This window comes from Kitasatospora sp. NPDC004615, assembly GCF_042873545.1.
Taxonomy (GTDB): Bacteria; Actinomycetota; Actinomycetes; order Streptomycetales; family Streptomycetaceae; genus Kitasatospora.
Genome location: NZ_JBIALQ010000006.1, coordinates 548,162 through 562,753, shown reverse-complemented (window position 1 = coordinate 562,753; position 14,592 = coordinate 548,162). Strand labels below are relative to the sequence as shown.

Genomic DNA, 14,592 nt, shown 5'->3' with positions numbered 1-14,592 from the left:
GGTGGGGTTTCCCCCCCGGGGGATGCTTGCCTCCCCCCCCCCCCACGGCTGGGTGTGGGGGGGGGGGGGGGGGGCCAAAGAACCCCAACCACCCCCCACCCGCACAGCACCCCTCGCACCCCGGCCCACCCCACCCCCGCCACCCCAAATGCGCCAAAAACAACGAGGGACCGCGGTCCACCCTCGACCGCAGCCCCTCATCACCTACCGAACCTACCGACCTACGACCTACGACCTACAGCACCCGCGTCATCGTCCGATGCGGAATCCCGGCATCGTCGTACTCGGGCCCCTCAGCCGCATACCCGAGCCGCTCGTAGAAGCCCAGCGCCTGCACCTGCGCGTGAAGCTCGAGCTCCTTCGCGCCGCGCTCCCGCCCCAACTCCTCAACGGCCCGCACCAGCCCAGCCCCCAAGCCGGTACCCCGAGCAGCCTGCACCACAGCAAGCCGCCCGAGCAGCACCCGGTCCTGGATCCCGCCGGTAAGGCCCAGCGCCTGCGCGCCGCAGATCAGCCGCGCAGTGCCCAGCGCAGCGCCGTCCTCCCCGACCGCCAGCACATGCACCGACGTCGCGTCGTATTCGTCGTACTCCAGCTCGGCAGGAATCTCCTGCTCCTCGACGAACACCGCCCGCCGCACCGCCCAAACCGCCGCGAGGTCGTCCTCCCCGACCGCGACCCGGATGACGACGGCCATCTCAGCTCTCCGCCGCGATGACGTCCAGCGCGTGCTGCAGGTCGTCGGGGTAGGCGGAGGTGAACTCGACCCAGCGCCCGTCCTCGGGGTGTTCGAAGCCGAGCGAGACGGCGTGCAGCCACTGCCGGGTCAGGCCGAGCCGCTTGGCGAGCGTCGGGTCCGCACCGTAGGTGAGGTCGCCGACGCAGGGGTGGCGCAGCGCGGACATGTGGACCCGGATCTGGTGGGTGCGGCCGGTCTCCAGCTTGATGTCGAGCAGGGAGGCGGCCCGGTACGCCTCGATCAGGTCGTAGTGCGTGACCGACGGCTTGCCGTCGCGGGTGACCGCCCACTTCCAGTCACTGCTGGGGTGCCGGCCGATCGGCGCGTCCACCGTGCCGGACATCGGGTCGGGGTGGCCCTGGACGAGCGCGTTGTACTTCTTCTCGGTGACCCGGTCGTGGAACTGCCGCTTCAGGTCGGTGTAGGCGCGCTCGGACTTGGCGACCACCATGATCCCGGAGGTGCCGACGTCGAGGCGGTGCACGACGCCCTGGCGCTCGGCGGCGCCGGAGGTGGAGATCCGGTAGCCGGCGGCGGCCAGGCCGCCGATCACGGTCGGGCCGGTCCAGCCGGGGCTGGGGTGTGCGGCGACGCCGACGGGCTTATCGATGACGACGACATGATCATCATCATGAATGATCCGCATGCCTTCGACGGCCTCGGCGACGATCTGCACCGGCGCGGCGGGAGCGGGGATCTCGACCTCCAGCCAGGATCCGGCGGTGACCCGGTCCGACTTCCCGGCGACCGCGCCATCCAGGGTGACCTTGCCCTCGGCGGCGAGCTCGGCGGCCTTGGTGCGGGAGAACCCGAACATCCGGGCCAGGGCGGCGTCCAGCCGCTCGCCCTCCAGGCCGTCGGGTACGGGGAGGCTACGGGTCTGCGCTGCGATACTCACCCACCCGAGTATGCCCGACCCGCACGGGCCCCTCTCCCGCCAGTGGGGCCCTCAACGCCCCGCAAGCCCGAAGTCAGGCCTTGGACTCCCCGTCCCCGCCCTCGCCCTCGGACTTCTCCGAGGTCGGCGCCCCGTGCGTGGTCCCGTCCGGGTTGGAGCCGCGGAACGACAGCAGCACCACCAGGATCCCGCCGCACACGATCGCCGAGTCCGCGAGGTTGAAGACCGCGAAGTGCTGGACCGAGATGAAGTCGACCACGTGGCCGCGGAACACCGACGGCGAGCGGAACAGCCGGTCGGTGAGGTTGCCGAACGCCCCGCCGAGCAGCAGGCCGAGGGCGATCGCCCAGGGCAGGCTGTACAGGCGGCGGGCGATCCGCCAGATCACCACGATGACGCCGGTGGCGATGGCGGTGAACAGCACGGTCAGCGCCTCGCCCATGCCGAACGCGGCGCCGCCGTTGCGGATCACCTGGAGGGTCATCCAGTCGCCGATCACCCGGATCGGCGCGGTGCGGTCCTCCAGGTTGGCGACGACCAGCAGCTTGGAGCCGAGGTCGATCAGATAAACGAGCAGCGCGACGACCAACAGCACGCTGATCCGACGCCGGCGAACCACCGCACGTGCCCCGTCGGCGGCAGTCGCGCCACCCTCGCCCCGGCGCTCCTCGGGCGCGGCGGAGCTCACCCGGTCACCCGCCCCGGTGGCAGAGGTGGGGACGGCGTCGTCCTGGGTCTGGTGGGAATCTGGCGTACTGATGATCCGCTCCGCTGCCGTGGGAAAAGCCGGTCGTCGTTACGGGGACGAGAGTACGACACCCGTAGGCCCGTTGGCCGCCCTGTACGACAATGTGCAGCGTGCGGGGCGGCCTAGGGTCGCGACGACGGTCAGCGGCGCTCCTGCTTCGCCTTGCAGCTGACGCAGAGGGTGGCGCGCGGGAAGGCCTGCAGGCGGGCCTTGCCGACCGGCTGGCCGCAGGACTCGCACAGGCCGAAGCCGGTGCCTTCGAGGCGGCCCAGCGCGCGTTCGGTCTGGGCGAGGCTGTCGCGCGCGTTGTTGGCGAGCGAGAGCTCGCTCTCCCGGTTGATGTTCTTGGTGCCGGCGTCGACCTGGTCGTCGCCCGCGCCGTCGTTGGAGTCCCGCATCAGGCCGGCGATGGCGGCCTCGGAGGCCTCGATCTCGGAGCGCAGCCGCAGCAGGTCGGCCGCCAGTTCGTCGTGCAGTTCGGCGACTTCGGCGGCCGTCCACGGCTCCTCCCCGGGCCGGACCGGCAGCTCGGCCGGGTCCACCGCCTCGGCGCCGCGCGCGCCGGAGCCGGCCGGTGCGTGGGTGCGGCTGCTGGCTGCGGTGTGTCCGGTGGTGCCGGTCTTTCGCCGCGCAGTACTCACGGTCCCCTCCCCTGGGTCGCTCGCCACGGCCTTGCGCGACCTCGCGGTCACGGTTCCTGTCGCCTTCTCAGCCATGGCTTTCGACCTCATTCACGAATGATCAGATGCGTCGGTTCCCGACGATCTTGCCGGTCCCGGAACGATAAACCTCATCGAATCGCCCCACAACGGGACATACCGAAGCGTTTCTGCGATCCCACTCGCCCAGCCTCCGCCTGTCCCGACGCTGCACAAGTTGTGCCCAGATCGCCTCCGGCTAACCACCCGGGACCCGGCTCACGGGTGCGCGAAACGGCTTGCGGGGGCCGATACACTGGGCCGTGCAAGGCGCAGATGGGACGAGTACCGACGTACGCAGCCATGAGCGACCCGGGGACGGTGCGAGCCCGGGGGCGTGCACGGCGGGAAGATCACCCCGGAGCCGCCGGAAGAACGGCCCAGTTCACAGGGCCTACTAGACCCGGCAGCAAACCCAAAGAGAGGGCCGCAGCGCGCGCGGTCAAGGAGGGTGGTACCGCGGGGCGGCTCGCCGTCTCGTCCCTCCGTCGGAGCCAGTCCACGCATCCGCCGGAGGTAGACGCACCCCATGTCGCCCACCTACAACACCGTGCCCGCGCAGGTCGACCTGCCTGTGCTCGAACACCAGATCCTTTCCTTCTGGCGTGACCAGAAGGTCTTCCAGCGCAGCCTGGAGCAGTCCGAGGGCCGCCCCGAGTGGGTGTTCTACGAGGGCCCGCCCACCGCCAACGGCATGCCGGGCGCCCACCACATCGAGGCCCGCGTCTTCAAGGACGTCTTCCCGCGCTACCGCACCATGAAGGGCTACCACGTGGCCCGCAAGGCCGGCTGGGACTGCCACGGCCTGCCGGTGGAGCTCGCGGTGGAGAAGGAGCTGGGCTTCTCCGGCAAGCCGGACATCGAGAAGTACGGCATCGCCGAGTTCAACGCCAAGTGCCGCGAGTCGGTCACCCAGTACACCGACGCGTTCGCCGAGCTCACCGAGCGGATGGGCTACTGGGTCGACATGGACCAGGCCTACCGCACCATGGACCCGTCCTACATCGAGTCGGTCTGGTGGTCGCTCCAGCAGATCTTCGACAAGGGCCTGCTGGTCCAGGACCACCGCGTCGCCCCGTGGTGCCCGCGCTGCGGCACCGGCCTCTCGGACCACGAGCTGGCCCAGGGCTACGAGACCGTGGTCGACCCGTCGGTGTTCGTGCGCTTCCCGCTCACCTCCGGCCCGCTGGCCGGCAACGCCGCCCTGCTGGTGTGGACCACCACCCCGTGGACCCTGGTCTCCAACACCGCCGCAGCCGTCCACCCGGAGGTGACCTACGTGGTCGCCACCGACGGCAACGAGCGCCTGGTGGTCGCCGAGCCGCTGGTCGCCAAGGCCCTCGGCGAAGGCTGGGAGACCACCGGCGAGTCCTTCACCGGTGCCGAGATGGAGCGCTGGGCCTACCAGCGCCCGTTCGAGCTGGTCGAGATCCCGGACGCCCACTACGTGCTGACGGCCGACTACGTCACCACCGAGGACGGCACCGGCATCGTCCACCAGTCGCCCGCCTTCGGCGCCGACGACCTCGCGACCTGCCGCCGCTACGGCCTGCCCGTGGTCAACCCGGTGGAGACCGACGGCACCTTCGCCGCGGACGTCCCGCTGGTCGGCGGCGTGTTCTTCAAGAAGGCCGACGAGACCCTGGTCGCCGACCTGAAGGCCCGCGACCTCCTGTTCCGTCACCTCCCGTACGAGCACAGCTACCCGCACTGCTGGCGCTGCCACACCGCGCTGCTGTACTACGCGCAGCCGTCCTGGTACATCCGGACCACCGCCGTCAAGGACGCGATGATCCGTGAGAACGAGGCCACCAACTGGTACCCGGAGACGGTCAAGCACGGCCGCTTCGGCGACTGGCTGAACAACAACATCGACTGGGCGCTGTCCCGCAACCGCTACTGGGGCACCCCGCTGCCGATCTGGCGCTGCGCGGACGACCACCTGACCTGTGTCGGCTCGCTCGCCCAGCTCTCCGAGCTGACCGGCACCGACCAGTCGGCCCTCGACCCGCACCGCCCGTTCATCGACGAGGTCACCTTCCCCTGCCCGCAGTGCTCCACCACCGCGGTCCGGGTGCCCGAGGTGATCGACGCCTGGTACGACTCGGGTTCCATGCCGTTCGCGCAGTACGGCTACCCGTACCGCAACAAGGAGCTGTTCGAGCAGCGCTACCCGGCGCAGTTCATCTCCGAGGCGATCGACCAGACCCGCGGCTGGTTCTACACGCTGATGGCCGTCGGCACCCTGGTGTTCGACAAGAACAGCTACGAGAACGTCGTCTGCCTGGGCCACATCCTGGCCGAGGACGGCCGGAAGATGTCCAAGCACCTGGGCAACATCCTCCAGCCGATCCCGCTGATGGACCAGCACGGCGCCGACGCGATCCGCTGGTTCATGGCCGCCGGCGGCTCCCCCTGGTCGGCCCGCCGGGTCGGCCACGGAACGATCCAGGAGGTGGTCCGCAAGACCCTCCTCACCTACTGGAACACCGTCGCCTTCCAGGCCCTGTACGCCCGCACCGCCGGCTGGGCCCCCTCGGCCAACGACCCGTCCGCCGCCGAGCGCCCGCAGCTCGACCGCTGGGTGCTGTCCGAACTGCACACCCTGGTGCGCGAGGTGGACGCCTCCTACGAGGCGTACGACACCCAGCGGGCCGGCAAGCTGCTGTCCGGCTTCGTCGACGACCTCTCCAACTGGTACGTCCGCCGTGGCCGCCGCCGCTTCTGGCAGGGCGACGCCGCCGCGCTCGCCACCCTGCACGAGGCGCTGGAGACCGTCACCCGCCTGATGGCCCCGCTGACCCCGTTCATCACCGAGCGGGTCTGGCAGGACCTGGTCGTCCCGGTCACCCCGGATGCCCCGCTCTCCGTCCACCTCAGCAGCTGGCCGGTCGCCGACGAGACGCTCATCGACACCGAGCTCTCCAAGCACATGGCACTGGTCCGCCGCCTGGTCGAACTCGGCCGCGCCACCCGCGCCGAGAGCGGCGTCAAGACGCGTCAGCCGCTGTCCCGCGCGCTGATCGCCGCCCAGGGCTGGGAGGAACTCCCCGCCGACCTGCGCGCCCAGATCGCCGAAGAGCTCAACGTCTCCGTCCTGGAGTCCCTCGCTGCGGTCGGCGGCTCCCTCGTCGACACCTCCGCCAAGGCCAACTTCCGTGCCCTCGGCAAGCGTTTCGGCAAGGGCGTCCAGGACGTCGCCAAGGCCGTCGCCGCGGCCGACGCCGCCCGCCTCGCCGCGGAGCTGCGCGCCACTGGCGAGACCTCGGTCGAACTGAACGGCGAGACGGTGGCCCTCTCCCCCGACGAGGTCATCATCACCGAGACCCCGCGCGAGGGTTGGGCCGTCGCCAACGAGTCCGGCGCGACCGTCGCCCTCGACCTGGCGATCACCCCCGAGCTCAAGCGCCTCGGCGTGGTCCGCGACGCGATCCGCCAGATCCAGGAGGCCCGCAAGAACTCCGGCCTGGACGTCGCCGACCGCATCCACCTCCAGCTCGCCACCACCGACGAGGACACCCTCGCCGCGCTGACCGAGCACCAGTCCCTGGTCGCCGCCGAGGTCCTGGCCGAGTCCCTCGGCCTCACCATCACCGACCCCGACGCCCCCCGCTTCTCCGACGAGAATCTCTCGCTGGAGTTCACGCTGCGACGGGCCTAGCAGTCAGGGGCGCGTGGAACTGCGCGAAGCGGAAGGCCCCAACCGCAAGATCGCGACGCGAGCAATGACTTGCACGTGATCGCGACCTTGCGGACGGGCCTGCGCTTGTCGCGCAGTTCCGCCCCCTCGGCTTCGCCTGGGGGTACCCCCAACGCCCCTTCTCGCACCCACCCGCTCGCGCGAGCAACCTCGCACGAACCGCAAGATCCGCCCGAGGACCGAACTCCCGTCCCCGGGCGGATCTCTGTGCGCCCGACCCACCGACTCCACGCGCAAACGCGAAGGGCGCCCCCGGCCGTCGTGGCCAAGGGCGCCCTTTCGATTACGCGTTGCGGGACCGCTAGTTGTCGCCGTCCTCGTCGATCAGGAACCCTCGCATCGGAGCGGGAGCCTGCTGCATCGGCTGCGGAGGCTGCGGCCGCACGGCCGCCATCGGCTGGGTCATGCCCGCCGGCGCCATCGCCCCGTTGGAGCTCGCGGAGGCGCCACCGAACGACGGGGTGCCGGCCGAACTGCCGAAGGAGCTGCCACCGAAGGACTGGTTGCCGCCGAAGGACGGGGTGGACCCGAACGACGGTGCCGAGGAGGACATCGCGCCGGCACCGGCGGGCGCCATCGACGACGCGGCCGGCGGCAGCGACGCGGTGGCGGGGATCCGCGGCGGGGCGAGCGAGTCGTCCGCCTGCGACTCCAGCTGACGCAGCTGGGTCTCCAGGTAGGACTTCAGTCGCGTGCGGTACTCGCGCTCGAAGGCACGCAGGTCCTCGACCTTGCGCTCCAGCGTGGCGCGGGCGGACTCCAGCGAGCCCATCGCGACGCGGTGCTTCTCCTGCGCGTCCCGCTCCAGCGCGTCAGCCTTGGCACGGGCGTCGCGCTCCAGACCCTCGGCGCGGCTGCGGGCCTCGCCGACAATCTTGTTGGCCTCGGAACGGGCCTCGGAGATGGCCTGGTCGGCAGTCTGCTGGGCGAGCGCGAGCACCCGGGCGGCGCTGTCGCCACCGGGACCCTGCTGCTGCTGCATCGGGTTGCCCATCGGGCCACCCATCGGCTGCAGCTGCTGGCCACCCATCGGCTGGAGCTGCTGCCCACCGAGCTGCTGCCCGCCGAGCTGCTGCCCGCCCATGGTCTGACCCATCTGCTGCTGCATCGGGTTGCCCATCGGCTGCAGCATCTGACCGCCCATCGGCTGGACCAGCTGCTGCTGGCCGCCCATGGTCTGGCCCATCTGCTGCTGCTGCATCGGGTTGCCCATCGGACCGCCCATCGGGCCGCCCTGACCGGCAGGCAGCTGCGGCGCGCCGGACGGCAGGCCGAGCGGCTGGTTGCCCATCCCCTGCTGGGGGCCGGCGAGCTGCTGCGGGCCACCGAGCTGCTGCGGACCGGGGCCCTGCTGCTGGCCGGGCACCGGGGGGCCGGATATGGCGGCGGGCACGGGAGCGCCGGGGCGTCCGCCGTCCTGCGGAGCCTGCTGCTCCTTGCGCATGTTCGCCTGGTTCTGCGCGGCAGCACGGGTGGCGGCCGCCAGCTTGGCGCGCAGGTCCTCGTTCTCGCGCAGCAGGCGGGTCAGCTCGGCTTCGACCTCGTCGAGGAAGGCATCGACCTCGTCCTCGTCATAGCCTTCGCGCAGCCGGACGGTCGTGAACTGCTTGTTCCGAACGTCCTCGGGGGTCAATGGCATCTCTTCACCTCAACGTGATCGTCGGACCGGCATCCTGTCGCATCGTTCAGAACGACAGGCGCTGCACGAGCGAGATCAGGACATACACAATGATCATCAGTACGAAGAAGGACAGGTCGAGCGCCACGCCCCCGAGACGCAACGGCGGGATGAATCGCCGAAGAAGCTTGAGTGGCGGATCCGTGACAGTGTACGTGGCCTCCAGCACCACGACCATGGCCTTCCCAGGACGCCACGATCGAGCGAACTGGAACACCCAGTCCATCACCAGCCTGAAGAGCAGGATCAACAGGAACACGGTCAGCACCCAATAGAGCACCGAACCGAAGATCCCCATCACTTCTCCCTCTCCCTGACCGGCAGTCCGTCAGTGACGCACTGTCAAACTGATCCACACAGAAAGTCGTGGCCGGGTCAGCTCTGGTTGAAGAACCCACCCTCGGCGATCCGAGCCTTGTCCTCCGCCGTGACATCGACGTTAGCAGGCGACAGGAGGAACACCTTCTGTGTCACGCGCTCGATACTGCCGTGCAGACCGAAGACCAGTCCAGCCGCGAAGTCTACGAGCCGCTTGGCATCCGTGTCGTCCATCTCGGTCAAATTCATGATCACGGGCGTGCCGCCACGGAACTGCTCCCCGATCGTACGGGCCTCGTTGTAGGTCCGGGGGTGCAGCGTGGTGATGCGGTAGGGCTCTCGTTCGTTGACGACCTTGGGCATGATCACCGGGGTGCTCTTCTCCAGGTTGCGGTGGCGCTCGGATGTGATGGACGACACGGGAGCCATGCGCGGCTGCTCCTGACGGATCGGCACCGCGGCGGGCACCGGCTGGGGCGCGATCTGGGCCACGGGCGCCGGCTGCGCGGCGGCCGCCGCGGCGGGGGCCGCGGCCCGCAGGTCCTCGGTGCGACCGGTGCGGATCGGCTCCGGGTCCGTGTCGTAGTCGTCGTCGGGGTCGTACCCCTGGCTGTCGTAGGTCTCGTCCTCGACCAGGCCGAGATAGACCGCCATTTTGCGCATCGCGCCGGCCATGCTGCTGTCTCCTCCGCTCATGCGCCCACCGTTCACCTGCGGACGCCGTGATGGTCACGGCCGGTCAGGCCGACGGTCCGTCAGACCGCGGAGGTGTGCGCTCGGATGCGATCCACGGTTGCCCAGCAGACTGATCATCTGCTAGGTTCTGTCCTATTTTGTCCTGCAGTCTGATCTACTTACTCGGTGACGTTACCCGAGCGGTGACCGCACTCCGAGTACCGCCGTACCGACGCGTACATGTGTCGCTCCGGCGGCGATCGCCTGCTCCAAATCTCCGCTCATCCCTGCCGAAACCATCGTGGCAGTCGGATGCTCGGCGCGTACGGCGCTTGCGATTTCCGCAAGGCGCGCGAAGGAGCGCGCGGGGTCGCCCGCCAGGGGACCCGCGAGCGGTGCGACCGTCATCACACCGTCCATTCGCAGCCCGGGCGTGTCGGCGATCTTCCCGGCCAGCGCGAGCACGTCAGCGGGCGCCACGCCCGCACGGTGCTCGCCCTCGCCCGACTCCTTGTCAAGAGCGACCTGCACCAGGCAGCCCAGCGGCGGCCGTTCGGCGTTGCGGACGGCCGCGGCGAGCGAGTCGACCAGACGGTCGCGGTCCACCGAATGCACCAGATCGGCGTAACGGACCACCGAACGGGCCTTGTTGGTCTGCAGCTGGCCGACGAAGTGCCAGGTCAACGGGAGGTTGACGCAGCGTTCGGCCTTCGGGGCGGCGTCCTGGTCGCGGTTCTCCGCAACGTCGGTGACGCCGAGTCCGGCGAGCAGCGCGGTGTCCTCGGCGGGGTAGGTCTTGGTCACCACGATCAGCGTGACCTCCTCGCGCGGGCGCCCGGCCGCGGCACAGGCGTCGGCGATCCGCCGCTCGACCACGTCGAGGTTGGCGCCGAGTTGGTCGAAGCGGGCGCGCTGAGCGTCCGTCAGGGCGGCCGCGAAGTCGGCGCCACCGGGGAACGGACCGAAGATGTCGTTCGTCATGAGAGTGCAGGCCCCAGCCAGACGTAGCTTGCGAGTCGGCCGGTCCGCTGCTCCCGACGGTAGGAGTAGTGGTCCGGGGATTCCATGGTGCAGACAGAAGATCGCACCACATCGCGCACGCCCGCCTCGGCGAGTTGGGCGGCGACGCCGGCCGGCACGTCCAGGGCGGGAGTGCCCCAGGAGGTTTCCGACCGGGCGGCCGGGACGAGCGCGGCCACCTCGGCGCGCATCGCCTCCGGCACTTCGTAGCAACGGCCGCACACGGCGGGGCCGGTGGCGGCGAGGATCCGCTCGGGGCGGGCCCCGAGTTCACGCATCGCGGCGACCACCGCGGGCACGACCCCGGCCGCCAGGCCCGGTCGCCCGGCGTGCGCCGCGCCGGTCACGCCGGCCTCGGGGTCGGCCAGCAGCACCGGCACGCAGTCGGCGGTGAGCACCGCGAGGGCCAGCGGACGGTCGGTGACCACCGCGTCCACCGTCGGGGCGTACCCGGCGGGCTGGCGGTCCGTCACCACCGCGACGTCGGCGCCGTGCACCTGGTTCATCCAGACCACATCGGCCGGATCCAGTCCCAGTTCGCGGGCTGCGAAGAAACGGTTCTGCACTACGGCTTCGGGCGAGTCGCCCACCGCACCGCCGAGGTTGAGCTCCCCGTACGGCGCGGTGCTCACCCCGCCCCACCGGGTGGTGGAGGCGAAGTGAGCACCGTTGCGAAAGGCCGCTTGGATCACTTCAGGAAGTCCGGCACGTCGAGCTCCTCGGCGGGGCTCTCGACGTACGGCTGGCGCACCGGCTGCACCTGCGGCGGCACCGGCGCGGCGGTGGTCACCGGCACCGGGGCCTCGGACGGACGGGTCGGCTCGTCGGAGCGGGTGACCGAACCGATCGAACCGTAGGACGGGCGGGTGGCCGGACGCTCCGGGGCGGCCGGGGAGCTGCTGCTCGACGCCGAGCTGGAGGCCGACTTGACCACCGGCTCGCGGACGATGGCCGGCGGCTGCCCGCCGTCGAAGCCGGCCGCGATCACGGTGACCCGGACCTCGTCGCCGAGCGCGTCGTCGATGACCGCACCGAAGATGATGTTCGCCTCGGGATGGGCGGCCTCGCTGACCAGCTGGGCCGCCTCGTTGATCTCGAACAGGCCGAGGTCGGAGCCGCCGGAGATGGACAGCAGCACACCGCGGGCGCCGTCGATCGAGGCCTCCAGCAGCGGCGAGGAGATCGCCATCACGGCGGCGGCCTTGGCGCGGTCCTCACCGCGCGCCGAGCCGATCCCCATCAGCGCCGAACCGGCGTCCGACATCACCGACTTGACGTCGGCGAAGTCCAGGTTGATCAGACCGGGGGTGGTGATCAGGTCGGTGATGCCCTGGACACCGGAGAGCAGCACCTGGTCGGCGGAGCGGAACGCGTCCAGCACCGAGACCTGGCGGTCGGAGATCGACAGCAGCCGGTCGTTGGGGATCACGATCAGGGTGTCGACCTGCTCGCGCAGCGAGGCGATGCCGTCCTCGGCCTGGTTGGCGCGACGGCGGCCCTCGAAGGTGAACGGGCGGGTGACCACACCGATGGTCAGCGCGCCGAGCGAGCGGGCGATGTTGGCCACCACGGGCGCGCCGCCGGTGCCGGTGCCGCCGCCCTCGCCGGCCGTCACGAAGACCATGTCGGCCCCCTTGAGGACCTCCTCGATCTCCTCGCGGTGGTCCTCCGCGGCCTTCCGGCCGACCTCCGGGTTGGCGCCGGCGCCGAGGCCGCGGGTGAGCTCACGGCCGACGTCGAGCTTCACGTCGGCGTCGCTCATCAGGAGGGCCTGCGCATCGGTGTTGATCGCGATGAACTCGACGCCCTTGAGCCCGACCTCGATCATCCGGTTGATGGCGTTGACGCCTCCGCCACCGATGCCGACGACCTTGATGACCGCGAGGTAATTCTGGGGTGCTGCCACGTCGGGGCCTCTCGCCTCGAATTTCCGGGTCGGCTCCCCTGGATACGAAGGCCGACGGATGTCGATGGGTGGGAAGCACGTGGTTCCAACCCGAACCCTAAACTTGAGGTTGAGGGTTATCGCTGTGCCGGTGTCAGTTCGTTGTCAAGCACAGCTCGTTGACACAGGACAGTAGGTCGCAACCAACGCGTGTTCCAACGAACACGCCGAGCTTCCCTTTTTCTTTTGAGCCTATGTGATCATCGACCCCCCGGTGAAACCGGGGTGACCACCAAGGGTCGGACCGGAGCCTCGGCTCCGTCAATACCTCCCCCGGGCAATGAACTTACCGGATCAGCCGGACACCGCCGGGGCATCCGGCGCACTCACGTCGTAATTCGACGCCTTCCGGCCGAGCAGGGCCGTCAACACCCGTGCCTTGCGGGCGGTGTCCTCCGCGCTGCCCCAGCGAACCGTTGCGCCGGAGGCGAGTTGGAGGCGGATGTCGTCGTACGAATAGACCGTGAGCGAACCGGCCTGCTTCGCCACCTCCGACGGGAGGCCGGCGGCGACCGTGATCGCCGAACGGACCAGCGTGGGGCGGTCGATGACGGCCAGTGCGTCGTTGGCCGGCTGGCCGAGTTCGAGCGCCACCAGCGGTACGCCGCTCGGCGGCTGCGGCTCGGTGGCGAATTCCACACCCAGCGCGTCGACCTGGACGAACCGGCCGTCCTCGGCACGGATCGCCGCCACCGGTTGACGCTCCGTCACCTTCACCCGCAGCGTGTGCGGCCAGCCGCGCCACACCTCGACCCGGGCCACCCGGGGCACCTTGCCCACCAGTTGCTCGGCCCGGCCCAGGTCCACCCGGGCCAGCGGGCCGCGGGCGGTGGAGCCGAGCGCCCGCTCCACCTCGTCCTGGCTCAACTTACCGGAGTCCAGGCCCTGGACGGCCACCCGGCGGACCTCCAGCGCGGAGGAGAGGAACACCGTCCAGCCGAGCGCGCCGAGCACCAGGGCGCCGAGCACCGCCAGCACCAGCACGCCCCGGCGGGACAGTCGGAGCCGGGGCGGACGGGCCTCGTCGCCGTCCTCCCCGAACTCCTCCTCGTAGTCCTCGTCAGCCACGGCGGCGGCCGCCGCGGCCGGCCTCGATCGCCTCGTACACCATCTGCACCAGCAGGTCGTCGGCGTCCCGGCGGCCGAACTCGGCGGCGGAGCGCGACATCTCCCACAGCTTCGCCGGGTCGGTGAGCACCGGCAGCACGTTCTTCAGGACCCAGTCCGTGGTCAGGTCGGCGTCGTCCACCAGCAGGCCGCCGCCGGCCTTCACCATCGGCTGGGCGTTCAGCCGCTGCTCGCCGTTGCCGATCGGCAGCGGCACGAACGCGGCCGGCAGGCCGACCGCGGCCAGCTCGGCCACCGTCATCGCGCCGGCCCGGCAGAGCATCATGTCGGCCGCCGCGTACGCCAGGTCCATCCGGTCCACGTACGGCACCGCGCGGTACGGCGGCATGCCCGGGATGTCGTCGATGGTCGGCAGCTCGTTCTTCGGGCCGACCGCGTGCAGGATCTGCACGCCGTACTGCTGGAGCCGGGGCGCGATCGCCTGCACCGTCTCGTTCAGCCGGCGGGCGCCCTGCGAGCCGCCGGACACCAGCAGGGTGGGCAGGCGCTGGTCCAGGCCGAAGTAGTGCCGGGCCTCCGCGCGCACCGTGCCGCGGTCCAGGGTGGCGATGGTGCGGCGCAGCGGGATGCCGATGTAGCGGGAGTCGCGCAGCTTGGAGTCCGGGGTGGAGACCGCCACGAAGTCGCTGTAGCGGGCGCCGATCTTGTTGGCCAGGCCCGGACGGGCGTTCGCCTCGTGCACCACGATCGGCACCCCGGCGCGCTTGGCGGCCAGGTAGGCGGGCATCGCCACGTAGCCGCCGAAGCCGACCACCGCGTCGGCGTTGACCCGCTCGATGACCTCCTGGGCGGCCCGCACGGTGCCGCGCAGCCGGCCCGGGACGGTGATCAGCTCGGGGGTGGGCTTACGGGGCAGCGGCACCGCCGGGATCAGCGCCAGCTCGTAGCCGCGCTCCGGGACCAGCCGGGTCTCCAGGCCGCGCTCGGTGCCGAGGGCGGTGATTCCGACGGACGGGTCGTGCCTGCGCAGCGCGTCCGCGAGCGCCATGGCCGGCTCGATGTGGCCGGCGGTCCCGCCGCCGGCGAGTACGACATGCACCGAAAT

Annotated in this window: 13 protein-coding genes; 1 reads left to right on the top strand and 12 read right to left on the bottom strand. The window is 70.7% G+C overall.

What is annotated here, in order from left to right:
* Positions 1-235: 235 nt before the first annotated feature.
* The 4 genes from ACFYS8_RS23685 to ACFYS8_RS23670 form a co-directional block, all read right to left on the bottom strand.
* Positions 236-697 (bottom strand): GNAT family N-acetyltransferase, encoded by a 462-nt coding sequence (locus ACFYS8_RS23685; protein WP_387643824.1) that lies wholly within the window; start codon positions 695-697, stop codon positions 236-238.
* A 1-nt stretch (position 698) separates the two neighbouring features.
* Positions 699-1,637 carry an RluA family pseudouridine synthase gene (locus tag ACFYS8_RS23680; RefSeq protein ID WP_387643821.1) on the bottom strand — a complete coding sequence of 313 codons (939 nt, stop codon included), beginning with the start codon at positions 1,635-1,637 and terminating at the stop codon, positions 699-701.
* Between the two features lie 73 nt (positions 1,638-1,710).
* Positions 1,711-2,400: a signal peptidase II gene (gene lspA, locus ACFYS8_RS23675; RefSeq protein ID WP_387643878.1), complete on the bottom strand. Its 690-nt coding sequence runs from the start codon at positions 2,398-2,400 to the stop codon at positions 1,711-1,713.
* A gap of 125 nt (positions 2,401-2,525) precedes the next feature.
* Positions 2,526-3,026: a TraR/DksA family transcriptional regulator gene (locus tag ACFYS8_RS23670; protein WP_387643818.1), complete on the bottom strand. Its 501-nt coding sequence runs from the start codon at positions 3,024-3,026 to the stop codon at positions 2,526-2,528.
* A 586-nt stretch (positions 3,027-3,612) separates the two neighbouring features.
* On the opposite strand from ACFYS8_RS23670, the gene ileS reads away from it, so the two are divergent.
* The gene (gene ileS, locus ACFYS8_RS23665; protein WP_387643816.1) at positions 3,613-6,744 is read left to right on the top strand and encodes an isoleucine--tRNA ligase; all 3,132 of its coding nucleotides are present in this window, start codon (positions 3,613-3,615) and stop codon (positions 6,742-6,744) included.
* A gap of 340 nt (positions 6,745-7,084) precedes the next feature.
* On the opposite strand, the gene ACFYS8_RS23660 is transcribed toward ileS, so the two are convergent.
* The 8 genes from ACFYS8_RS23660 to murG form a co-directional block, all read right to left on the bottom strand.
* On the bottom strand, positions 7,085-8,422 hold the full coding sequence (locus tag ACFYS8_RS23660; protein WP_387643813.1) for a DivIVA domain-containing protein: 1,338 nt from the start codon (positions 8,420-8,422) through the stop codon (positions 7,085-7,087).
* 46 nt (positions 8,423-8,468) lie between these two features.
* On the bottom strand, positions 8,469-8,759 hold the full coding sequence (locus ACFYS8_RS23655) for a YggT family protein (RefSeq protein ID WP_033216891.1): 291 nt from the start codon (positions 8,757-8,759) through the stop codon (positions 8,469-8,471).
* A gap of 77 nt (positions 8,760-8,836) precedes the next feature.
* The gene (locus ACFYS8_RS23650; RefSeq protein WP_387643811.1) at positions 8,837-9,454 is read right to left on the bottom strand and encodes a cell division protein SepF; all 618 of its coding nucleotides are present in this window, start codon (positions 9,452-9,454) and stop codon (positions 8,837-8,839) included.
* Between the two features lie 192 nt (positions 9,455-9,646).
* A complete protein-coding gene (locus ACFYS8_RS23645) occupies positions 9,647-10,435 on the bottom strand; it encodes a YggS family pyridoxal phosphate-dependent enzyme (protein WP_387643808.1) in 789 nt (262 codons plus the stop codon).
* Positions 10,432-11,166: a peptidoglycan editing factor PgeF gene (gene pgeF, locus ACFYS8_RS23640; protein WP_387643805.1), complete on the bottom strand. Its 735-nt coding sequence runs from the start codon at positions 11,164-11,166 to the stop codon at positions 10,432-10,434. Before pgeF ends, ACFYS8_RS23645 begins: the two co-directional genes overlap by 4 nt.
* Positions 11,163-12,380 (bottom strand): cell division protein FtsZ, encoded by a 1,218-nt coding sequence (ftsZ, locus tag ACFYS8_RS23635; protein ID WP_387643802.1) that lies wholly within the window; start codon positions 12,378-12,380, stop codon positions 11,163-11,165. Before ftsZ ends, pgeF begins: the two co-directional genes overlap by 4 nt.
* Positions 12,381-12,713: 333 nt before the next feature.
* A complete protein-coding gene (locus ACFYS8_RS23630; protein ID WP_387643799.1) occupies positions 12,714-13,487 on the bottom strand; it encodes a cell division protein FtsQ/DivIB in 774 nt (257 codons plus the stop codon).
* Positions 13,480-14,586 (bottom strand): undecaprenyldiphospho-muramoylpentapeptide beta-N-acetylglucosaminyltransferase, encoded by a 1,107-nt coding sequence (gene murG / locus ACFYS8_RS23625; RefSeq protein ID WP_387643796.1) that lies wholly within the window; start codon positions 14,584-14,586, stop codon positions 13,480-13,482. The genes ACFYS8_RS23630 and murG overlap by 8 nt, the downstream gene beginning before the upstream one ends.
* Positions 14,587-14,592: the final 6 nt, after the last annotated feature.